This is a genomic window from Frankia umida (genome assembly GCF_023242945.1).
Classification (GTDB): domain Bacteria; phylum Actinomycetota; class Actinomycetes; order Frankiales; family Frankiaceae; genus Frankia; species Frankia umida.
This window is the reverse complement of record NZ_JALKFT010000015.1, coordinates 91972-114245: the sequence shown is the minus strand read 5'-3', so window position 1 is coordinate 114245 and position 22274 is coordinate 91972. Positions and strand designations below refer to the sequence as shown.

Below are 22274 nucleotides of genomic sequence, written 5' to 3'. Positions count from 1 at the left end.
GTGAGACAAGACACATCCACGATGGATGTGGATGTGCTGTGCGGCGGTCAGATCCAGCCGGGAAACCACATACGCGCTCGCCAGGAGGAGTACGGGATCACCTGGGCCGCGAGGATCGGATAGAAGTACGCGAAAAGCAGCACCACCACGATCGTGTAGAGCCCGACCGACAGCGCGCCGACGAGGCGTCGCGTGTCGGAGGCGCCGCGTGGGCCCAGTGCCAGGCCAGCGAGGCCGGTGAGGCCGAGAACCAGGAACGGCAGGCACGGCAGGGCGTAGAAGAAGAACATCGTCCGGGCGGGGAACAGCAGCCAGGGCAGGAACGCCGAGCCGAACCCGACCAGCACCAGCGCGGCCCGCCAGTCGCGCCGGGTGATCCACCAGGCCAGCACCGCGAGCAGCCCCGCGACCCCGACCCACCAGATGGCCGGGTTGCCCAGCGCCAGCACCTCGCGGGAACAGCCCGACGGGTCGTGGCAGCCGGACTTCCCGTAGGCGGGAGCCGACCAGTAGTACGCCACCGGCCTGCCCATCACCAGCCAGCTCATGGGGTGCGACGCGGAGGCGTGGCCCTGGTGCAGGCCCTCGTGGAAGTGCAGCACCGCCATCTGGTACTTCCACCAGCCACGCCAGGCATCGACGAAACCGTTGCCGTAGAAGTGGCGGTAGTACCCGCCGTCGGTGACGAACCAGCCGGTCCAGGTGGCGAGGAAGACCACGATCGGGACGGCGACGAAGCCGGCGAGCCAGCCGGGCAGGTCCCGCCGCAGCGCCCCGAGGACGGGCCGGCGCGCACCGCCCGTGCGCCGGGCACCGATGTCCCAGGCCAGCGCCAGCGCGGACAGCCCCACGATCGAGTACAGCGCGCTCCACTTGACGCCCATCGACAGGCCCAGCGCCGCCCCGGCCGCCAGCCGCCACGGCCGGAGGCCCAGCCGCGGGCCGTACAGCTCGCCCAGCCGCGCCCGCCGGTCGTCCACCGGCGGCCCGGCCCCGGCGACAGCCACCGGCGCCCCGGCGTCAAGCCCCTGGGACGTGGCCGCCTCGGGCACCGCCGATATCGCGGCCGCATCGGAGCTGGCCGAGGTGGCGGAGGTGGCGGAGGCGGCCGAGGTGGCGGACGCGGGTGCGGTGGCGGTGGCCAGCGCGGCGGCGGTGAGCCGGTCGGCGAGTCTGCCCCGTCCGTGGTCCCGGTCGGCCAGCAGGCAGGCCAGCGCCACCACGATGCCGGTCATCAGGAAGATGTCGAGGATGCCGATGCGGCTCTGCACGAACTCCAGACCGTCCATCGCCAGCAGCAGACCGGCGAAACAGCCCAGCAGGGTGGAGCGGAACATCCGACGGGCCGCGCGGGCCAGCACCAGCACCGCCAGGGTGCCGAACAACGCCGCCGAGAACCGCCAGCCGAGCTCGGGGCTGCCGTGCGGCGTCCCGTCGCAACTGGTGTAGCCGAACAGCCCCTCGGACGCCGCCATCAGCCACTTGCCGAACGGTGGATGGACGACGAACGCCGGGCCGACACACGAGTTCGAGTCGATCTCGTAGCCGGCCTTGAGCAGACCGGCGGCGTCCTTGGTGTAGTAGACCTCGTCGAAGTAGACGCCGCGGGGCTGGGTGAGGTTCCAGAACCGCAGGATGCCGGCGAGCACCGCGACCGAGAGGGTGGCCAGCCAGCCGCCCAGCGGGTTACCCGGCATCGGCGGGCACAGCCGGTCACGCAGGCTTGGTGCGGGTGGCCGGCCGTGGGCACTCGAACCGCCCACGGCGGACGAGGACGTGCCCTTCGCGCGTCCGCTCACACTCCGGGGCACGGGGGCCGTTGTCACCGTCACACCGATCAGGGTAGGTCCTACCGCCTGCGACACTGGTCGGGTGTCCGGGACCCTGGTGCTCTGTGGTGCACCCATCGGTGATGTGCGGGACGCGAGCCCCCGTCTGGGCGAGATCCTGGCCACAGCGGATGTGATCGCAGCCGAGGACACCCGCCGGGTGCTGCGTCTGGCGGCCGGGCTCGGCGTGACCATCACAGGACGCATCGTGTCCTGCTACGACGCGGTGGAAGGCGCCCGTGCGGCCCAGCTGACCGAGCATCTGCGCCGGGGTGACACCGTCGCGCTGGTCACCGACGCCGGGATGCCGGCGGTGTCCGATCCGGGCTTCCGGGTGGTCGCCGCGGCCGCGGCCGCCGGGATGACGGTGACCGTCGTGCCCGGCCCGTCCGCGGTGACGGCGGCGCTCGCGGTCAGCGGCCTGCCATCCGACCGCTGGACGTTCGAGGGCTTCCTGCCGCGCCGCGGCGCCGACCGGCGGACCCGGCTGCGGGAACTGCGGACCGAATCCCGCACGATGGTGTTCCTGGACAGCCCGCACCGGCTCGAGGCCGGGCTGCGCGACCTCGCGGCCGCCTTCGGGCCGCAGCGGGCCGCCGTGCTGTGCCGGGAACTGACCAAGACCCATCAGGAGATCGTCCGCGGCGATCTGGCCCACCTGCTCACCTGGGCCACCGATGGTCGGGTCATCCGCGGCGAGTTCACCCTCGTCCTCGCCGGCGCCCCCCGCCGACCACCCCCCACGATCCTCACCGGTCCCCCCGCCGATGTGACTCTGCCCGCCGATGTGACTCTGCCCGCCGATGTGACTCTGCCCGCCCCCGCCGGCACCGCTGGGACGGACACAGCCACTCCGACGGCGGACTCCGCTGCCAGGACGTACATCGCTGCCGGGGCTGCCATCGCTGCCATGGCTGGCGTCGAGGCGGACCTCGAGGCTGGCGACCTCGAGGGCGAGACGCCGCCGGGGCAGGTGGAGACGGTGCGGGCCGAGGTGCTGGCGGCGGACGTGGAGCGGCGGGCGGCGACCGGGATGTCGCGCAAGGAGGCCCGACGGGCCGTCGCGGCCGACTACGGGCTGTCCCGCAACGACGTCTACGCCGCCGAGATCGCCGCCCGCCCGGCCCGCCCCGCCCGGCCGGGCCGCTGATCGGGACGGGCCGTCCGGTCAGCAGCCGCGCTGCAGCACAAGCGCCTTGCCCATCGCGGCCCACTCGTAGGCGATCATGTAGGGCCACATGCCGCGGGGCGGCGGGACGCTGATCATTCGGGCCTCGCCGTGGTAGCAGCGATCGAGGCGCAGCCGCGCCCGGGTGGTCTGCGTGGTCGCGGTGATCACCAGGACGGAACGCCAGCCCCGCTGGGCCGCGGCGGCGGCCAGCCAGCGTGACTCGCCCCTGGTGGTGAGCGGTACGGGCGCGAAGCAGATCACCTCGACCTCGGTCAGCCCGCGGGGGCACGGGTCGTCCGCCGTCGGCGTGGAGACGACGAGCACCGGTGCGTAGCCCGCCCGGGCCAGGGCGACGGCGCGTTCGAGCCGGCCGGTGCTGCCGGCGAACATGACGATCGCGTCCGCCTTCGCGGGTGCGTCCCGGTGCGGCAGGACGAACAGACGCACCGTCGCCAGCGTGAACCCGATCGCCAGCACACCCGCCACACCCGCCAGCACGAGCCGTCGCCGCCGTCCCCGCACCGCCGGGGGAGCGGCGGGCGGCGCGTCGTCGGATGGTGGGGACACCATGACGCCTCCCGTCCTCGCGTCGGTTGGGCCGAGCCAACCACCATTCACACCCGCCAGGTGCGTCACCCGCCGTAACGCCGCGCCGGACCAGCACCGCGGCGCGCGGTGCCGCCGGTCAGCGGGTCAACGCGGGTCAGCGGGTCAGCGGGCGACGGGACGCGGGGCGATGGCGGGGGAGCGGGTGATCAGGCGGGGGTGGGCGAAGGTCGCCCGGGCGGCGTCGCGCGGCCACACCGTGTGGGAGATGCCGTCCTGCCACTGCACGATCGGGATCTGATGGCCCACCTGAAGGCCGGTCGCCTCGTCCAGGCGGAACCGTCCGAGCAGGGTGGTCGTGTCGATGCCGCGGGCCGCGGCCAGCACGGACGTGTCCTGGATGCCACCGCAGAAGCGGATCGCCCGGCCGAGGATCAGACCGCTGACGTACGCCCAGGCGGCGGTCTCGGTCGGGGCGACGCCGTGGAGTTCGGTGTAGTCGGCGGTGAACTCGCGGGCGGTCGGGCCGGTCGAGGTCGCCCGGGTGCTCTCCGGTAGCCAACTGCCCGGCGCGAGCAGGCGTTCGCGCAGGTCGCCGAGGCTGGCGGTGGCCTGCGCGCTGACCGCGGTGGAGAACGCCGCCGCCCGCCACGGCCGGCGCAGCAGGATGTTCGCCGCGGCCAGTTCGTCGTCGGGGGCCGCGTGCACGATCAGGATGTCGCCGGGGGGCAGCCGGCTGGCCGCCAGTGTGGCGCGTCCGGGTGGGAAGACGTGCGAGGTGACCTCGAAGGCCTGGGCCGCGGCCGCCGCCCGGGTCAACGAGGTGATCTCGACAGCGTTGTCACCCGAGGCGAGCAGCACCACCTTGCGTGCCCGCCGGTCGTTCGCGCGCACCAGCGACAGGACGCCGCGCGGCCAGGTCGAGGTGGCCGCGGCGATGTTGACCACGTTGGGGAACGCCTGCCGGACGAACCGGGTGGACGGCGCGCCCGTGTTGAACACCACCCGGTCGGTCGCCCCGTAGGCGGCCAGGGCCGCACGGTTGCCGTACGGCCCGAGCAGGGCATCGGGATGGGCCGCGGCGGCCGCCCGCATCGCCGCCGCCGGCTCAGGATGGGCGTCGTAGGCGGTGAGACTCACCTCGTCCCAGGGGGCGGGCAGGCGTTCGTCCCGAGCCCAGAGGGTGACACCGCGCAGCCCCGCGAGACCCTGGGCGGCATTCGGGCCGGTCAGGGGAGTCACGAGCGCAACGGTCAGCGGCGTCGTCATCGAAGGGAATCCTTGCAGTGGTTCACCCGATAAGCGTCCCATGCCCGATTGGGCCGGGCCGCGGGACGCCGCAAGCTCCCCGTAGAATTTCCTGACATCGCGTGGACGGCCCGGCGATCGCACGGCCCCGCGTCGTCCGCCAGCACGGCCATGGGCATCAGGGTGCCAGGTCACGACACGTCAGGTGGAAGGTGGTGGGTGAGCTGACCCGAAGCTCCGGTCGTACCGGTGATCCGCCGCCGTCGCCCGACCCGCTGCCCGTCGCGGTGGTCGATAGTCACTGCCATCTCGACCTTATGGACGGCGAGGTCGAGGCCGCGCTCGCCGCCGCCACCGCCGTCGGCGTGACCCGCGCGGTCACCGTCGGGGTGGATCTGGCGACGAGCCGCTGGCAGGTTGAGGTCGCCGAGGCCCACCCGCAGGTCTACGCCGCGGTGGCGATCCATCCCAACGAGGCGTCCCGGGGCGTGAGCGAACAGACGTATCTCGCTGTCACCGAACTAGCCCGCAAGGACAAGGTTCGGGCGGTGGGGGAGACCGGCCTGGACTACTTCCGTACCCCGCCGGAAGGTCACGCCCGCCAGCAGGAGAGCTTTCGCCGGCACATCGCGATCGCCAAGGAGACCGGCCGCGCGCTGATGATCCACGACCGCGAGGCCCATGAGGACACGCTGCGTATCCTCACCGAGGAGGGTGCGCCGGAGACGGTCGTCTTCCACGCCTTCTCCGGCGACGCGGCCATGGCGAAGGTCTGCGCCGACGCCGGCTACGTGATGTCGTTCGCCGGGAACGTGACGTTCAAGAACGCGGCGAACCTGCGGGAGGCCGCTCTGGTCGCCCCGGCCGACCTGCTGCTCGTCGAGACGGACGCCCCCTACCTGACGCCCGTGCCGTGGCGGGGCCGTCCCGGCGGGCCGTACCTCATCCCGCTGACGCTGCGCGTGCTGGCCGCGACCCGCGGAGTCGGCGTCGCCGAACTGGGAGCCGCGATCGCGGCCAACGCCGAGCGGGTGTTCGGGCCCTGGTAGGCAACGTCGCGCCGGGCACCGGTTCGCCACCGCGGTCCGCGTCTTCGGCGTCTTCGGCGGCCTCGTCCTCGGCCGCGCCGCCGCTGCAGGGGTTGCTCGCCCCGGCGGATCTGCGGGCGCTGGCGCAGGCGCTGGACGTGCATCCGACCAAGCGCCGCGGGCAGAACTTCCTGGTCGATCCGAACACCGTGCGTCGGCTGGTCCGGTTGGCCGGGGTCCGCCCCGGCGACTGCGTCCTGGAGATCGGCCCCGGCCTCGGTTCGCTCACGTTGGGCCTGGTCAGCGCCGTCGCCGCCGAGCGTTCCGGTGCCACGCGACCGGCCGGTCCGGCGCTGCTGTCCGGTTCCGCGGAACCGTCCGACGCGGCGGGACGGCCCGACGCGGCCGGACGGGCAGAGCCGGCGGGGCCGCGGGGGGCGGTGGTCGCCATCGAGGTGGATCCGGTGCTGGCGGGTGCGTTGCCGGCGACGGCGGCCGCTCGGCTGCCGGCGGAGGTCTGCGCACAGCTGCGGGTGGTGCTGGCGGACGGGCTGCGGGTCGTCCCGGCGGACCTGCCCGCCGATCTGGCGGCGGGGCCGCCCACGGTGCTGGCGGCCAACCTGCCCTACAACATCGCGGTTCCGCTGCTGCTCGGGCTGCTCGAGCGGTTTCCGTCGCTGCGGCGGGGGCTGGTGATGGTGCAGGCGGAGGTCGCCGACCGGCTCACCGCCACCCCGGGCGGCCGGGTGTACGGCGCGCCGAGTGTGAAACTCGCCTGGTACGCGCACAGCCGCGGGGCGGGTGGGGTGCCGCGGCCGGTGTTCTGGCCGCAGCCGAACGTCGACTCCGGCCTGGTCGCCTTCACCCGCCGGGATGTGCCGCCGGGCCCGCCGGACCTGCGCGCGGAGGTGTTCGCCGCCGTCGACGCGGCCTTCGCCCAGCGTCGCAAGACCCTGCGCACCGCCCTCGCCGGCTGGGCGGGCTCACCGGCGAGGGCCACCGCGCTGGCCGAGGCCGCCGGCGTCGATCCAGGTGCCCGCGGTGAGACCCTCGACGTCCACGCCTACTGCCGGCTGGCCCTGGCCCGCCGCGAGGTCGCCGCGGCGACCTGAGCCGGCCGGGGCCGGCCGCAGGTCAGCCGGTGGTGATGCCGACCGCGTGGCGGACACCGGCGAGCACGGGACGGGCCCGCTCCCGGGCGCGTTCGGCGCCGTCGGCGAGGATGGCGTCGAGTTCGCTGCCGGGGGCCACCAGCGCGTCGTAGCGTTCGCGCAACGGCGACAGCCAGTCGTTGAGCGTTTCGAACAGGGTGTTCTTCAGTTCGCCCCAGCCGGTGCCGCCGGCCTCCAGCCGGGCGCGCATGTCCTTGACCGCCTCGGCGGCGGCGAAGTTCTCGTACAGGGCGAAGGCGGCGGAGGTGTCCGGATCCTTGGGCTCGTCGACGGGGGTGCTGTCACTGACGATCCCGCGCACCAGCTTCCGGAGCTGCTTCTCGGGGGCGAACAGCGCAATGGTGTTCCGGTAGGACTTGCTCATCTTGCGACCATCCGTGCCAGGCAGTGACTTCGCCGACACGCCCGCCGGGTAGATGCCCGTGGGCACCGTCAGGGTGAAGTCCCCGCCGTACAGATGGTTGAAGGTGCCGGCGATGTCGGCGGTGTACTCGACGTGCTGCGACTGGTCCAGGCCGACCGGCACGACATCGGTGTTCATGATGAGAATGTCGACCGCCATCAGCACGGGATAGTTGAACAGCCCCATGTTGATGCCGGCGTCGAGGTCCTTCACGCCGTTCTCGACATTGCGGTCGCGGGCGGCCTTGTAGGCGTGGGCCCGGTTCATCAGGCCCTTCGCGGTGACACAGGACAGCACCCAGGACAGCTCGAAGATCTCCGGGACGTCGGACTGCCGGTAGAAGATCGTCTTCGCCGGGTCCAGGCCGAGTGTGATCCAGGTCGCCGCCACCGAGCGGGTGTACCGAGCCAGCTCCGCGCCATCACGAATCGAGGTCAGGGCGTGGTAGTCGGCGATGAAGTAGATCGACTCGTAGGTCTCGGTGAGTTCCAGCGACGGCCGGATCGCGCCGATGTAGTTCCCGAGATGGGGCTCACCGGTCGGTTTGATACCGGTGAGCGACACCTTCGGCTGTTCCGCTGCCATGGCAGGGAAGTCTACGGAGGGGGCGGCGGAACCTGGCTCAGGCGTCCCCGCCGAACAGGCCGGTGACCGAGCCGTCCTCGAAGACCGCCTTGATCGCCGCGGCGAGCAGCGGTGCGATCGACAGCTCGGTGATCTTGTCGATGCGGGCCTCGCTGCTCAGGGGCAGCGTGTTGGTGAGGACGACCTCGCTGATCTCGGAGTTCTTCAGTCGGTCGGCGGCCGGGCCGGACAGCACCCCGTGCGTGGCGGCGGCGATGACGTTCGACGCGCCGTGCGCCCGCAGCGACTCGGCGGCCTTGGTGATCGTGCCGGCGGTGTCGATCATGTCGTCGACGATGACGCAGGTACGGCCGCGGACCTCACCGACCACGTCGAACATCTTGACCTGGTTCGGGACGTCCGGGTCGCGACGCTTGTGGATGATAGCCAGTGGGCAGCCGAGCCGGTCGGTCCAGCGCTCGGCGACCCGCACCCGCCCCGAGTCGGGCGCGACCACCGTGACCTCGGAGGTGTCGAGCTTGTTCTCGATGTAGTCGGCCAGCAGCGGCAACGCGAAGAGATGGTCGACGGGGCCGTCGAAGAAGCCCTGGATCTGCGCGGTGTGCAGGTCGACGGACATCAGCCGGTGGGCGCCGGCGGTCTTGAACAGGTCGGCCACCAGCCGGGCGGAGATCGGCTCCCGGCCGCGGTGCTTCTTGTCCTGGCGGGCGTACGGGTAGAACGGCGCGACCACGGTGATCCGTTTCGCGCTCGCGCGCTTGAGGGCGTCCACCATGATCAGCTGTTCCATCAGCCAGGTGTTCACCGGTGCCGTGTGGCACTGCAGGACGAACGCGTCGCAGCCGCGGACCGATTCGGAGAACCGGACGAAGATCTCGCCACTGGCGAACTCGTAGGCGTTCGTCGGCACCGGCGTCACATCAAGTTCGGCCGCCACCTCCGCCGCCAGATCCGGGTGCGATCGTCCCGCGAAGAGCATCAGGTTGCGCCGGTTCTCGGTCTGGTAGGCCACCACGTTCTCCTCGGGCGTGCCGGACGACTGGGACGTGCGCAGGCCCCGAACATCCTGGGGACGAATCGGGCGTCAGAACTCCCTCCGCTGGTCGTAGCGTTGGGACGATCGCTTCTACGTTCTGCTTTCAGCCCCCGGAACGCCAGTGATGCCGGCCGTCTCCGACTGGTTGTGCGTCACGTCACCCTGGCCGCCGACGACCGCGCCGCCGTCGCCACCGCCGGTGCCGGTGCTGGCACGGGCCGCGGTGGCGGCCTGGTCGGCGGGTGTGCCGGGGCGGCGGCGGGCCACCCAGTTCTCGATGTTGCGCTGCTGGCCCTCGCGGATGGCCAGGGCGCCGGGGGGGACGTCCTCGCGGATCACCGAACCCGCACCCGTGTAGGCGCCGTCACCAATGGTGACCGGTGCGACGAGCATCGTGTCGCTGCCGATCCGCACGTCCGAGCCGATGACCGTGCGGTGCTTGGTGACGCCGTCGTAGTTGACGAACACGGTGGTGCAGCCGATGTTGCTGCGGTCACCGACGACCGCGTCGCCGACGTAGGCCAGGTGGGGGACCTTCGTGGCGTCCCCGAGGTGGGCGGACTTGGTCTCGACGAACGAGCCGATCTTGCCCTCGCGGCCGAGTCGGGTGCCGCCGCGCAGATGGCTGTAGGGGCCGACGGTGGCGCCGGCGCCGATCTCGGAGCGCTCCGCCGTCGTGCGTACGACCGTGGCACCGGCGCCCACGACCGTGTCGATGAGCGTGCACTCCGGGCCGACGACGGCGCCGCTGGCGATCCGGGTGTGACCGTGCAGGAAGGTGTGCGGGGCGATGGTGGTGTCGGGTTCGAGGGTGACGTCCGCGTCGATCCAGGTGGTCTGCGGGTCGATGACGGTGGTGCCGCCGCGCATCGCCGCGTCGACCAGACGATCGCGCAGCGCCCGTCCGGCGGCCGCCAGCTGCACCCGGTCGTTGACCCCGGCCGCCTCCGCCGGGTCGGCCACCGCCAGCGCCGTGACCACCGCGCCGTCGCCGACGAGCAGGCCGATGACGTCGGTCAGGTACTCCTCGCCCTGGGCGTTCTGCGTGGTCAGGCGGCTGAGCGCGGAACGCAGCGGGCCAGCCTGGAAGACGTAGACCCCGGTGTTGATCTCCCGGATGGCCGCGGTGGCGGCGTCGGCGTCACGCTGCTCGACGATCGCCCGCACGTCGCCGCCGCTGGCACGCACGACCCGGCCGTAACCGGTGGCGTCCTCGAGCACCGCGGTCAGCACGCTCGCCGCGGCCTGGCCGCGGTGGTGCTGGTCGACCAGCGCGCTCAGCGTGGCCGAGGTGAGCAGCGGGGTGTCGCCCGGCAGCACCACGATGGTGTCGTCACCGGTGAGCCCCACCGCCGCCGCGAGCCCCGCCGACGGGCCCTGCGCGGGGGTGCTCAGCGCGTCCAGCGCGACCCGGACGGCGTGCCCGGTGCCGAGCTGGCGCTCCTGTACGGCGGTGACGGCCTTCGGCGCCCGCTCGGCGAGCATCGCCGTGACCTGCTCGCGGCCATGCCCGACCACGATCGCGGTGTGCGTCGGGTCCAGCGCGACCGTGGCGTGCAGGACGTGTTCGAGCAGGGTGCGACCGGCCAGGGGGTGCAGGACCTTGGGCAGCGACGAACGCATCCGCCGACCCTCACCTGCCGCCAGAACGACTACGGCTGCCGGTCGTGGTGGTGTCACACGATCCCCCCGAATCCTCGGTCGACACAACGATGGGGCGACGCCGACACAGTACCGTGCCCACCCCGTGTCTCCTGGCAGGGCGGGCACACCGCCGACGCGATCAGCCGGCTGCCACCGGGGCGGCACCGACGCCACCACGGCCCCGGAAACGGCGGCCCGGGGTGACCGGCCAGCCACGGTGCTTTCGATGAATTCTTGTGGATGGTATTACTGGTAGTGCTCCGCCGCCACGACTCGAACGTGGACTAAGAGAACCAAAATCTCCTGTGCTGCCTATTACACTACGGCGGACTGCGGGAAAACACGTCAACTCTACCATCGAGGGTCCCCTGGAAGAGAAAGTCTGCTCGGGGTCAGCCCCGTGAGCAGGGCGGTAGCGTTCCTGGCCGCAGGCGGTGATCGCTCCCGCGCGAGCAGGGTCGTCAGCGATGGTGGGTGACTGTGGGCACCGGGTCGGCTTCGGGCCGGCTTCCGTGCTTCCATCGGTCCACGGGTCCGCCGGTTTGCGTGCTGGACGTCGACAGTGGGGACTGTTGTCATATCGGCGGGCTACCGTGACCGTGTTGCGCCGGTCATGGGACCCGCCGGTGCACTGACCTGCCGCGACGGACGGAACGAGGCCATGACCGCTACCGACACGGTAAGCCCCGGGGACGGCCGGGTGCCGGGCGATGCCGCCCGGGCCGCCGGCGCCCAGCCACTCGAGGACGCCCAGGCGCTCGAGCAGGCCCTGGGCCTCGACGACGGTCGGGGCCCAGACGACGAACCCGGCCCGCGGGACGGCTCGACGTCCCGGCGGCGGGCCGATCCGGCCAACGCCCAGGGCCACGCGACCGTGCCACGGTCCATGGCCAAGGCCCGCGCCGAGCAGATCACGCTGCTGCTTGTGATCCTGGTTCCGCTGGTCGCGCTGATCGCGGCGATTCCCGCCCTGTGGGGCCACTGGATCACCTGGCGGGACGTCATCCTCGCCGTCGTGTTCTACGGCATCAGCGGCCACGGCGTAACGGTTGGTTTCCACCGTTATCTCACCCATCGAGGCTTCCGGACGTCCCGTCCGGTGCGGATCGCGCTGGCCGTCGCCGGCAACATGGCGATCGAGGGGCCGGTCATCCGCTGGGTCGCCGACCATCGGCGGCACCACGCCTACAGCGACGCCGAGGGTGATCCGCACTCGCCGTGGCGCTACGGCCCCGGCACGCTGCCGATGCTCAAGGGTCTGTACCACGCGCACGTCGGCTGGCTGTTCGACGTCGAGCAGACCGACCAGCAGCGGTTCGCCCCCGATCTGCTCGACGATCCCGACCTGGTCCGGGTCAGCCGCGCGTTCGGCCTGTGCGCCTTCGTCAGCCTGGCCGCGCCGGCGCTGATCGGCGGGCTGTGGGGCGGCTCGTTCGAGGCGGCCGCGCAGGCGTTCTTCTGGGCGAGTCTGGTGCGGGTCGCGTTGCTGCACCACGTCACCTGGTCGGTGAACAGCATCTGCCACGTGCTGGGTACCCGCCCGTTCCGCAGCCGTGACCGTTCGACGAACGTGTGGCCGCTGGCCCTGCTGTCGATGGGCGAGTCCTGGCACAACCTGCACCACGCCGAGCCCACCTCGGCCCGCCACGGCGTGCGGCCCTGGCAGATCGACACCAGCTTCTACCTGATCAAACTGATGGAGATCACCCACGTGGCCTGGGACGTCCGCTGGCCGGACCCGGCCCGCCTGGCCGCCAAGCGCGTCACCGCGCGGCCCGCCACCCCGGAGGGAGCCGCGTCGTGACCTGACCGGCGACCATCCGAACGTCGATGCCGGCCCGGTGGCCCGGCCGGCATCGACGTTCGCTCGCCCAGCGTCAGACGGTTCCTCTTGTGCGCCTTGTGCGCCCGGTACATGTCTTCTATGCCAGCGATGAGCCACGATAATCAATATGTGACGCTTCGGTGGCTGCGGTTTGCCATGGTGATTGCCGAAGAAGCGCGCGGCCTGCCCGCACGACCGGAAAGCGCAGAAAGGCGCCGGCCGGCATCAGCCGATCAGGTCGGACAGTTCCAGCCAGCGTTCCTCGAGTTCGACGGTCTCCCGCTCGGCGGCGCGCACCTGACCGGTGAGCTTCTGCAGGCCCGCGTAGTCACTCTGGTCGTGGTCGGCCATCCGGGCGTGCAGTTTCGTCATCTCGGCCTGGAGTTTGTCGAGGCGACGTTCGATCGCCGAGACCTCCTTCTGCGCGGTCCGACGTTCGGAGCCGGAAAGCCCGGAGGACCCCGACCCCGGCTGGGACGCCTTCGACGCGCCCTCGCCCGGCGCGCGCGAGGATGCCTGCTCACGGCGCAGCCGCAGGTACTCGTCCACGCCGCCGGGCAGATGCCGCAGCTGCCCATCGAGGATCGCGTACTGCTGGTCGGTGACCCGTTCCAGCAGATAACGGTCGTGGGACACCACGAGCAGGGTCGCCGGCCACGAGTCCAGCAGGTCCTCGGTCGCGGCCAGCATGTCCGCGTCCACATCGTTGGTGGGCTCGTCCAGGGCGATCAGGTTGGGCTCGTCGAGCAGCAACAACAGCAGCTGCAGACGTCGCTTCTGCCCACCCGAAAGCTCGCCGACGCGGGCCTGGAGATGTTCGCGGGCGAAACCGAGCCGTTCCAGCAGCTGCGCCGGGGTCGTGTCGCGGCCGTCGATGGTGAACGTGGTCTGGGTGCGGGCCAGCACCTCGCGCACCCGGTCGCCGCCGATCTCCGCGAGCTGGGAGAACTGCTGGTCAAGCAGGCCGAGCCGGACGGTCTTGCCCCGCTTGATCTGCCCGGAGGTCGGCGCCACCGTGCCGGCGATCAGGCCCAGCAGCGTGGACTTGCCGCTGCCGTTGGCCCCCAGAATCCCCGTGCGCTCACCGGGCGCGATCCGCCAGGTGACGTCCCGCAGGACCTCCCGGTCGCCGTAGCGAACCCCGGCGCCCTCCAGGTCGATCACCTGCTTGCCCAGGCGGGTGACCGCCAGCCGTTGCAGCTCGACCGGGTTACGGGCCGGCGGCACGTCCTGGATCAGCTGGTTGGCCGCGTCGATGCGGAACTTCGGCTTGGACGTGCGGGCCGGCGCGCCCCGGCGCAACCACGCCAGCTCCTTGCGCATGAGGTTCTGCCGCTTGCTCTCGGTGGCCGCGGCCATCCGGTCGCGTTCGACCCGTTGGAGCACGTAGGCGGCGTAACCACCTTCGAACGGCTCGACGATCTCGTCGTGGACCTCCCAGGTCTGCGTGCAGACCTCATCGAGGAACCAGCGGTCGTGGGTGACCACCAGCAGCCCGCCGGAGTTGCGCGCCCACCGGTTCTTCACGTGCTCGGCCAGCCACGAGATGCCCTCGACATCGAGATGGTTCGTCGGCTCATCCAGCACGATCACGTCCCACTCGCCGATCAGCAGGGTGGCCAGGGCCACCCTGCGTCGCTGACCGCCGCTGAGCTCACCGATCCGCGCCTCCCAGGGCAGGTCGGTGACGAGTCCGCCGATCACGTCGCGGATGCGGGCGTCGCCGGCCCACTCGTGCTCCGGCTGATCCCCGACGATCGACTGGCCCACGGTGAGCGCCGAGTCCAGGTCATCGCTCTGCGACAACGCCCCGACGCGCACCCCGCCCCGGCGGGTCACCCGGCCGCCGTGCGGCTCGATCAGGCCGCTGAGCATCCCGAGCAGGCTGGACTTGCCGTCCCCGTTACGCCCGACGATCCCGATCCGGTCGCCCTCGACCACTCCGACGGTGACCGAACCGAACACCACTCGGGTCGGGTACTCCAGGTGCAGCGCCTCGGCGCCCACCAACGGCACAGCCACTAGCGCATCCCAGCCCTTCGGGTGATTCGATCATCGGAGTGGACGTTCGTCGAGCTCAGCCGCCAGACGCTCACGGCCCGTCGCCCGTGGGACCCACCGGAGCGGTGCCCGCACCGGCGACGACCCGGGCACCGGCGGCCGGGCCCGCGGCGCGACGGACCGCACGGGCCACGCCCATCCCGGCCAGGCTCGCAGCCAACTCGATGCTCTCGGTGGCGCCCGCGGCGAGGAAAGCGCAGGTAGGACCGGAGCCGCTCACGATCGCGCCGACCGCGCCAAGCTCGGTGCCGGTCGACAGGACCCGCCGCAGCGCCGGACGCAGTCGCAGCGCCGCCGGCTGCAGATCGTTGACGAGCGCCGCGCCGAGCTGACGCGGATCCCCGGTGCGCAGCGCCGCCAGCACGTCGTCCGCCGGTGTCGGCCCGCTGCGCAGTCTGCCCTCGGACAACCGGTCGAACTCGGCGTACACCGCGGGCGTGGACAGCCCACCGTCGGCCAGCGCGAAGACCCAGTAGTACTCGCCGGTGGCCAGCACATCGGTGAGCTGCTCACCTCGTCCGGTCCCCAGGGCCGTGCCACCGGCCAGCGGAAACGGGACGTCGCTGCCGAGGCGAGCGGCCAGCTCCGCGAGGGTGGCCCGGTCGAGACCGGTCTGCCACAGCGCGTCGCAGGCGACGAGGGCGGCGGCGGCGTCCGCGCTGCCCCCGGCCATCCCGGCGGCGACCGGAATCCCCTTGGTCAGGGCGAGGTGGAGCCGCGCGGAGGTGATCCCGGCGGCCTCGGCCACGAGGTGCGCGGCCCGCACGGCGATGTTGTCCAGCCCGGTCGGGACGATCGACACGTCCGGCGTGGACGTGGCCGGCCTGTTCCCGGCGGCACCCTCGCCGGTCACCGCCACGGTGATCTCGAGGCCGGTGGACGTGTCAGAACCCGGCTGGTCGACGGCCGTGGGGGTGCTGGCGGTCGTCGACGTGCCCGGGGCGGTCGCTGGCACGGTGGCCGTCAGGTCGTCGAACAGGGAGACGGCCTGAAGGACGGTGATCACGTCGTGATAGCCGTCCGGACGCAGCGGTCCGACACCGAGATGCAGGTTGACCTTGGCTGGAGCCCGGACGGTGACGGTGGAACCGGCGTGCGCGCCGTGGCGCGGCGCCGGGTGGGATCGAGTCAGCGGAGGCTCCTTCACTCGGACTCGTCGGCTCGGCCTCGAGGGCGCGGGCTCACGCTCACTGGCGGCTCACGGTGCGGCGTGGCCTGCGATCCAACCTATCCGCCGGCTCCGCGGCGCATCGCGCTCCACCCACGGCGTACGTCCGCCGGCCACGGGGTACGCCCACAGTCGGGCTGGTGCAGCGGCGGATACGAACGAGTCGCTGGCGTGGGTGCCCCCGAACGGAAGGCTCCCTCCCCGCTGCGCGTGCGCCGCGGTCCACCGTCTCACCAGGCGCGGCGGGGGAGGAATCATCATGACCATCACCACCAGAACATCCCGGCCCGACACCACGCGTGCCGGCTCCAGCAGCACCACCACCTCCACCAGCACCACCTCCCGCTCCGGCGGAGCCGCGGCAGGCAGGTCCGGAGCCCGCGGGTCCGCGGCTGGCAGGTCCGCGGCTGGTGGGGTCGGGCGTGCGTCGCGGCCGCCGGCGGATCGCATCGAGGGAGTCGAGGCGGCACGCCGCCGGGCCCAGCTGCGCGCCTTCGTCCGTGCCACCCATCACGACCCCGACCTCAGCCCACAGACGCGGGTCGAGCAGTTGCGTGCGCTGCATGCGGACATGACCGGAGCCCCCGAGCCCAAGACCGAGCCCGAGGCCACGGCGGCGAGGTCCCGCGCGACCGCGTCGCGGACCTCGGCGCAGCCGTCGACAGGTGCCGGTGCCGCGTCGGCCACGGCTCGGCGCTCGCGGTCGGCGTCGCACCGCGGTCGCCGTTCCGCGGCTCGTCGGATCGCCGGTGGCCGACGCGTGCGGGACCGGGCCGCGGCGAACGCGCGCAGAGAACTCGAAGCCGCGGACGACCGGACTTCGGGAGACCCTGCGGCCGGCGATTGGACGGCCGCAGACCGGATGACCGGCGAGTGGACGCCCGGCGAGTGGGCGGCCGGCGAGTGGGCGGCCGGCGAGTGGGCGGCGGGGAAACGGTCCCGGTGGTCGGTGTACCGGCGCCGGTGGTCGGCGCGTCGTCACCTACGCGGGGATCACCGGCAGTGGTGACGCCGGCCCGAGGGTGGCAGGGATGATCGGCCGGCCAGGCATGAGCCAGCCGGCGGATCGGCCCGGACAGCCCGGTCGGCCCGGTCGGGACGGGGCGCCTGACCCCGTCCGCGCCGGGCGGGTGGAAGGCCGCGGGCGGGCCGCTCGGGTGCACCGTCAGGCTGCGTACGGGGCACTGACGTGCCGGTCGGACGCGCCGGGTCCCGGCCGCGCCGATCGCGGGGCCAGGCGGCTCGTAGGCCGTCTGACCTGCGCGTAATCCGCCGCCCGGTCGCCTCTGACCTGCGAAGGTGCCCGGGCTCGCGGTCCGGGGCGGGCGGACCGCGAGCAGTACGGCGTATCCGGGGCGGGTCGGTGGGGTGCAGGGCGCCATAGTGGGGGCGGTCTCCGGCGGCGCGGAACTTGACAACTCCGGGCGGTGGCCCCTGCGCGCGTGGAGTCCGGTACTGTGAAGGACCGCGCCGCGGTGGCTCGTCCGCCCTCCGGCGAAGAATCCCACGTCTGGAAGGACTGTGCGTCGCCATGTCCGAGGTCCGCATCGCCGCGGAGCCGCGCACCGAGTTCGGTAAAGGCGGTGCACGTCGCACCCGCCGCGCCGGCAAGGTACCGGCCGTTCTCTACGGGCACGGCAAGCCGCCGCGCCACATCGCGCTTCCCGCGCACGACCTGCTTCACGCGTTCAAGACCGACGCCGGTACCAACGTCCTGCTCACCCTTGAGCTCGGCGACGGCATCGAGCTCGCGCTCGCCAAGGACGTCCAACGCCACCCGATCAAGGGCAGCTTCGAGCACATCGACCTGGTGCTGGTCAGCCGGGGCGAGAAGATCGTCGCTGAGATCCCGGTCCAGGTCATCGGGGATGCACACCCCGACACCCTGATCGACCAGCAGGTCATGACGATCGCGGTCAAGGCTGACGCGGCCCGTCTGCCTGGCCCGATCGAAATCGACATCACCGGTCTCGAGCCCGGCACCAGCGTGCTGGCCCGTCAGCTCGCGCTGCCCGCGGGCTCGGTGCTCGACGCCGATCCGGATCTCGTTGTCGTGCAGTGCCTGGCCAAGCGGACCACCGCTCAGGTCGAGGCAGCGCTCGGCGAGACCCCGGCGGCCGAGGAAGCCGGCGCGGCGACCGCGTCCGCGTAACCACGCGGGCGGGATCCCTCCGTCGACACCCGGCGCCACCGCACACGCACCACCTGCACCTGCACCTGAACCTGCACCACCCGCACACGCACACGCACTACTGGACCTGCGATGCCACCCGATGACGACATGCGGATGGACGGGCCATGACGAACATCCCGACCGACGACGGGCCCTGGCTCGTCGTCGGACTGGGCAACCCCGGCCCGGACTACGCCGGAAACCGACACAACGCCGGTTTCATGGTCGTCGATCTGCTGGCGCAGCGGGCCGGGGCGCGGCTGAAGTCGCACCGCTCGCGGGCGGATGTGGCCGAGGTTCGCCTCGCCGGCGCCCGGGCGGTTCTCGCCCGGCCGCTGTCGTTCATGAACCTCTCCGGTGGCCCCGTCACCGCCGTTCGAGGCTTCTACAAGATCGAGCCGGCTCGGATCATCGTCGTGCATGACGAACTGGACATCCCCTTCGGGACGGTTCGCCTGAAGCAGGGCGGCGGAGACAACGGTCACAACGGCCTGCGCTCGATCACCTCGTCGCTGGGCACCCGCGACTACCTGCGCGTTCGGGTCGGCGTCGGACGGCCCCCGGGTCGGATGGACGCCGCCGCCTTCGTCCTGCGCGACTTCGGCACCGCGGAGCGCCGCGACCTGCCGCTGCTGCTCGAGCATGCCGCCGACTCGGTGGAAATGCTGATCACCCACGGCCTCGAGCCCACCCAGAACCGTTACCACGCCCTGCTCTAGACGGCGGGGTTCAGATGCTCCTCGATCGTGCGGATCAGCGTGCCGTGGTCGAGTTCCCGTAGGACATAGGCACGCCCGGCCGCGCCGATCTCGGCGGCCCGCGCCGGCTGCGCCAGCAGGTCGCTGACGGCGGCGGCGAACGCGGCCGGCTCCTCGGCCACCAGCAGGTCGGTGCCTGGTGTCCAGCCCAGCCCGCGGCTGCCGGTCGGGGTGCTCACCACCGGAGTTCCCGTCGCCATCGCCTCGATGGCCTTGATGTTGACGCCGGAACCGGACTGCATCGGGTTCACCGACAGGGTCGCCGCCGTCAGGTAACCGACGACGCTGGGGACGTCGGTGTGCAGTTCGACGCCGTCGAAGCCCGCGAGCCAGGCGGCCAGGCCGTCCTCCGGTCGCCGTCCGACGACCTGGAACGTCGCCTCGGGATGGCGCACCCGCACCGACGGCCAGCATCCGCCGAGGAACCAGCGCAACGCCTCGATGTTGGTCGGGGTGTCCAGCGAGCCGACGAACACCAGCCGCTGCCCGTCGCGGGGCGCGGCGCTCGCCGGATCGGTGGCCGCATCCGCGCCGACGCCGGCCCGCAGGGCGCCGACCGGCAGGAACGGCGGCAGGTGGAAGGTCGGCACACTCGCCCGGGCCCGCCGCCACTGGTGATCTTCCAGGGAGATGTCCGCGATGCAGGTGACCAGCGGCGAATGGTGCAGGGAAAGCTCGGCCAGACGCAGCTTGTGGTACTCGACCTCATAGGCGAGGGCGCGCGGCCCCGAACCGCTGCGGGCCAGCACCCGGAAGAACTCCGAGTCGACGTTGTGCGCCCGGACCAGATGGGGAAGCTTCCAGATCCGGGCGATCTCCTCACCCAGATGCGACGATCGGCAGCTGTAGCTGATCACGGCGTCGGCGCGGGGTGGGGTCGCCTCCAACGCCCGGCGCAGCGGACCCACCGGCCGGGAGGCGTGCATGAACGGTTTCGGCGTCAGGTGGGCGCGCGGGCTGTCGTCCCGGCGCAGCCGGGTGACCGCGGAACCGGGAATCGCCTCCTCGTACGCCGCGATGTCGATGTCGTCGCGCGCGGGGACGAGGACCTGCATCCGGATACCGGCGGCGGCGGCCGCGGTCAGGAAACTCAGGGTCTCCACCCGACCGCCGGCATCGGCCGGGAGAAACGGTTCCTCGACCACGACGATCCAACGTGTGGAGTCACTCACCCGACCCACTGTAACGGGCGTGCGGACGGTGGCCCCTGCGGGAGGTAGCGCGCCGAGCGGCATGAGGAGCCCATGGCCGGATGCCCACGGTGCAACGCTACGGTTGACGACATGACAGGTGTCCGGACCATCAGTCGAGGTGCCGCCGTCGCGGCGCTCGGAGCCGCCACCGTGTACGGTCACGTTCTGTACCCGGTTTATATCGGGCTACGTAGTCGGGGCCTGGAGACACCGGTGCCGGCGGACCCCGATCCCCTTGGCTGGCCGGGCCTGAGTGTCGTCGTTTCCGCCTATCGGGAAGCCGCGGTCATCGGCACGAAGCTCGACGAGCTCGCGGGTACCGACTACCCCGGGACCATGGAGATCATCGTCGTCGCCGACGATGCCGAGACCGCCGAGGCATCGCGCCGTCCAGGCGTGCGGGTGCTCTCCTCCGGTGAGCGGCTCGGCAAGGCCCGCGCGGTCAACCGTGGGGTCGCCGCGGCCTCCCACGAGGTCGTCGTGCTGACCGACGCGAACGCCGTGCTCGCTCCCGGCGCGCTGCGCGCCGCCGCCCGCCACTTCACCGACGACACGGTCGGGGCGGTCGCCGGCGAGAAGCGGGTCGACGACCCCGACGGCGCCCAGGGCTTCTACTGGAAGTTCGAGTCGTGGCTCAAGCGTTGCGAGTCCGCGACCGGGGCCACGATCGGCGTCGTCGGCGAGATGCTCGCGTTTCGCCGCCAGGCCTTCCGCCCGCTGCCCGCGGACACCGCCGTCGACGACGCCTGGCTCGCCCTGGACGTCCTCGAAGGTGGCCTGCGCGTCGTCTACGAGCCCGAGGCGTACTCCCTCGAGCCCGCCGCGCCGGACTACAACGGCGAGTGGGAACGTCGGACCAGGATCGTCGCCGGCAACCTGGACATGCTCTGGCGGCGTCGCGCCGCGCTGGTGCCCGGCGCGCTGCCGGTCACCCCGCAGCTGTGGGGGCACCGGCTGGTCCGTTCGTCGTTCGGGCCCGTCGCCCAGGTCGTGCTGATCGGGATCGCCGTTCCCGCCGCCCGCCACAGCTGGGTCGCCCGGGTGTTCCTGGCCGGCAACGCCGTCGGCGCCGCGAGCACCGCCGCCCTGCTCACCGGTCGCACCCCACCGGGCCCGACCAGGCTCGTCGCGCAGGTCTTCTTCCTGCAGGCCGTCGCCCTCGGCGGCGTACGCCGCTTCCTGGCCCGTGACCGTCCCGCCGTGTGGCCCAAGCCCGAGCGGGTCGCGCCCACCGCGACCGCGTCCGGTGCGGTGCCGGCTGGGGCGTCCGCGCCGGCCGGCCTGCCGCCCGCGTCCGGATCGTCCCCGGTGACGCCGCCGGGTTCGACGTCGGATGCGTTGAGCCCCACCCGTCCGTGAGCAGCAGCCGGAACATCAGGTAGTTCCGCACATCAGGTAGTGAGGAGCGTGTCGCCGTGGCCGTCGAGCGACCGAAGCGGTCCACCTGGCAGTACGAACTCGTGCTGGTCAGCTACCACAGCCGCGAGCAGCTCGAGGGTCTGTTCGCGACGCTGCCGACCGACATGCCGGTGGTGGTGGTCGACAACGCCGCCGGTGCCGACGGGGTCGAGCAGCTGATCGCCGACCGGCCGAACAGCCGCTATCTCGACTCCGGCGGTGGCAAGGGCTTTTCCAAGGCCGCGAACATGGGCATCCGGTCGTCCCGGTACGAGTTCGTCGTGCTCGGCAACCCGGACAGCCGCCCCACCGTCGACGTCATCGACGTCCTCGTCGACGATCTGCTCGCCGACCCGGAGCTGGTGACCAGCGCGGCGACGATGAAGGGGCACGACGGAAAGCCCGAACTCGGCAACGGCGGCTGGGAGCCGACGCCACGACGGGTGCTGCTGCACGTCCTGGGCGCGCACAAGGTGGCCCCGACGTCGGCGCTGTTCGCCCGCCCGACGCCGGGCCGGCCGATGAACCCCGAATGGCTGACCGGGGCCTGCATGGCCGTGCGTCGCACGATGTTCCTCGAGCTCGGCGCCTTCGACGAGACGTTCTACGTCTACAACGAGGACATGGCGCTGGGCCGGGCTATCCGGGAGGCGGGCCTGCGCCAGAAGCTGCGCACCGACCTGCTGGTGCCGCACGGCGCCGGCGGCAGCGGCGCCGGCAAGACCTGGATGCTGCAGATGCGGGGCGCCTCGATGGTCCGCTACCTGCGCAAGCACAACGCCCCGGGACGGGTGAACGTGATGCGCTCGATGCTGGTCGCCGGCTACGCGGGCCGAACCGTGCTGTCCCGGGCCCGCGGTCAGAAGGCCACCGCCGACGAGCATGCCGCGTACATCAAGGGCCTGCTCGTCGGCCCGCCCGCACCCTGAGCGACTGAACCCGGCCGCACCCCGCCGCACCTGGGCTCGACCGACCGGCTGGCCGGCTGGCCGGCCGGCCGCGTGCGGTGGGGACCCTCGGGTGCCCGTCCGGGGCC

18 protein-coding genes are annotated in these 22274 nt (G+C 72.3%); 9 read left to right on the top strand and 9 right to left on the bottom strand.

The genetic code is table 11. The features are described 5' to 3' along the window. Window positions 1-47: 47 nt before the first annotated feature. Window positions 48-1697 carry a dolichyl-phosphate-mannose--protein mannosyltransferase gene (locus MXD59_RS15955; protein WP_283096992.1) on the bottom strand — a complete coding sequence of 550 codons (1650 nt, stop codon included), beginning with the start codon at window positions 1695-1697 and terminating at the stop codon, window positions 48-50. A gap of 175 nt (window positions 1698-1872) precedes the next feature. Here MXD59_RS15955 and rsmI point away from each other — a divergent pair, with 175 nt between their 5' ends. Continuing rightward, window positions 1873-2979, top strand: coding sequence for a 16S rRNA (cytidine(1402)-2'-O)-methyltransferase (gene rsmI / locus MXD59_RS15950; RefSeq protein WP_248825507.1), 1107 nt, complete (start codon window positions 1873-1875; stop codon window positions 2977-2979). Between the two features lie 18 nt (window positions 2980-2997). On the opposite strand, the gene MXD59_RS15945 is transcribed toward rsmI, so the two are convergent. Together MXD59_RS15945 and MXD59_RS15940 are read right to left on the bottom strand one after the other, a co-directional pair. Next, entirely contained in the window at window positions 2998-3570 is a 573-nt protein-coding gene (locus MXD59_RS15945) for a YdcF family protein (protein WP_248825506.1), read from the bottom strand. A gap of 141 nt (window positions 3571-3711) precedes the next feature. Beyond that, a complete protein-coding gene (locus tag MXD59_RS15940; RefSeq protein WP_248825505.1) occupies window positions 3712-4815 on the bottom strand; it encodes a type 1 periplasmic-binding domain-containing protein in 1104 nt (367 codons plus the stop codon). Window positions 4816-5018: 203 nt separating this feature from the next. On the opposite strand from MXD59_RS15940, the gene MXD59_RS15935 reads away from it, so the two are divergent. Continuing rightward, the gene (locus MXD59_RS15935; RefSeq protein ID WP_248825538.1) at window positions 5019-5843 is read left to right on the top strand and encodes a TatD family hydrolase; all 825 of its coding nucleotides are present in this window, start codon (window positions 5019-5021) and stop codon (window positions 5841-5843) included. A 92-nt stretch (window positions 5844-5935) separates the two neighbouring features. Next, window positions 5936-6934, top strand: a complete 999-nt coding sequence (locus MXD59_RS15930; RefSeq protein ID WP_248825504.1) for a ribosomal RNA small subunit methyltransferase A — start codon at window positions 5936-5938, stop codon at window positions 6932-6934. A 22-nt stretch (window positions 6935-6956) separates the two neighbouring features. Here the strand turns inward: MXD59_RS15930 and MXD59_RS15925 are convergent, their stop codons facing one another. The 3 genes from MXD59_RS15925 to glmU form a co-directional block, all read right to left on the bottom strand. Beyond that, the gene (locus MXD59_RS15925) at window positions 6957-7982 is read right to left on the bottom strand and encodes a tryptophan--tRNA ligase (protein WP_248814327.1); all 1026 of its coding nucleotides are present in this window, start codon (window positions 7980-7982) and stop codon (window positions 6957-6959) included. Between the two features lie 37 nt (window positions 7983-8019). Then, window positions 8020-8994, bottom strand: coding sequence for a ribose-phosphate diphosphokinase (locus MXD59_RS15920; protein ID WP_308222775.1), 975 nt, complete (start codon window positions 8992-8994; stop codon window positions 8020-8022). A 114-nt stretch (window positions 8995-9108) separates the two neighbouring features. Next, window positions 9109-10641 (bottom strand): bifunctional UDP-N-acetylglucosamine diphosphorylase/glucosamine-1-phosphate N-acetyltransferase GlmU, encoded by a 1533-nt coding sequence (glmU, locus tag MXD59_RS15915; protein ID WP_248825503.1) that lies wholly within the window; start codon window positions 10639-10641, stop codon window positions 9109-9111. A 682-nt stretch (window positions 10642-11323) separates the two neighbouring features. On the opposite strand from glmU, the gene MXD59_RS15910 reads away from it, so the two are divergent. Beyond that, window positions 11324-12466 carry an acyl-CoA desaturase gene (locus tag MXD59_RS15910; protein WP_248825502.1) on the top strand — a complete coding sequence of 381 codons (1143 nt, stop codon included), beginning with the start codon at window positions 11324-11326 and terminating at the stop codon, window positions 12464-12466. 246 nt (window positions 12467-12712) lie between these two features. Here the strand turns inward: MXD59_RS15910 and MXD59_RS15905 are convergent, their stop codons facing one another. Both MXD59_RS15905 and MXD59_RS15900 read right to left on the bottom strand, forming a co-directional pair. Beyond that, on the bottom strand, window positions 12713-14509 hold the full coding sequence (locus MXD59_RS15905) for an ABC-F family ATP-binding cassette domain-containing protein (protein WP_248825501.1): 1797 nt from the start codon (window positions 14507-14509) through the stop codon (window positions 12713-12715). Between the two features lie 70 nt (window positions 14510-14579). Then, window positions 14580-15680, bottom strand: coding sequence for a 4-(cytidine 5'-diphospho)-2-C-methyl-D-erythritol kinase (locus tag MXD59_RS15900; protein ID WP_248825537.1), 1101 nt, complete (start codon window positions 15678-15680; stop codon window positions 14580-14582). 295 nt (window positions 15681-15975) lie between these two features. On the opposite strand from MXD59_RS15900, the gene MXD59_RS15895 reads away from it, so the two are divergent. From MXD59_RS15895 to pth, 3 genes are all read left to right on the top strand, one after another. Further along, window positions 15976-16725 (top strand): hypothetical protein, encoded by a 750-nt coding sequence (locus MXD59_RS15895; protein WP_248825500.1) that lies wholly within the window; start codon window positions 15976-15978, stop codon window positions 16723-16725. A gap of 522 nt (window positions 16726-17247) precedes the next feature. Then, the gene (locus MXD59_RS15890; RefSeq protein WP_248825499.1) at window positions 17248-17868 is read left to right on the top strand and encodes a 50S ribosomal protein L25/general stress protein Ctc; all 621 of its coding nucleotides are present in this window, start codon (window positions 17248-17250) and stop codon (window positions 17866-17868) included. Window positions 17869-18014: 146 nt separating this feature from the next. Beyond that, window positions 18015-18608, top strand: coding sequence for an aminoacyl-tRNA hydrolase (gene pth / locus MXD59_RS15885; RefSeq protein WP_163547447.1), 594 nt, complete (start codon window positions 18015-18017; stop codon window positions 18606-18608). Here pth and MXD59_RS15880 read toward each other — a convergent pair. Next, the gene (locus MXD59_RS15880) at window positions 18605-19819 is read right to left on the bottom strand and encodes a glycosyltransferase (RefSeq protein WP_248825498.1); all 1215 of its coding nucleotides are present in this window, start codon (window positions 19817-19819) and stop codon (window positions 18605-18607) included. The genes pth and MXD59_RS15880 overlap by 4 nt on opposite strands. Window positions 19820-19930: 111 nt before the next feature. Between MXD59_RS15880 and MXD59_RS15875 the strand changes: the two genes are divergently transcribed. Together MXD59_RS15875 and MXD59_RS15870 are read left to right on the top strand one after the other, a co-directional pair. After that, on the top strand, window positions 19931-21199 hold the full coding sequence (locus tag MXD59_RS15875; protein ID WP_225438017.1) for a glycosyltransferase family 2 protein: 1269 nt from the start codon (window positions 19931-19933) through the stop codon (window positions 21197-21199). Window positions 21200-21255: 56 nt separating this feature from the next. Next, window positions 21256-22167 (top strand): glycosyltransferase family 2 protein, encoded by a 912-nt coding sequence (locus MXD59_RS15870; protein WP_163547445.1) that lies wholly within the window; start codon window positions 21256-21258, stop codon window positions 22165-22167. Window positions 22168-22274: the final 107 nt, after the last annotated feature.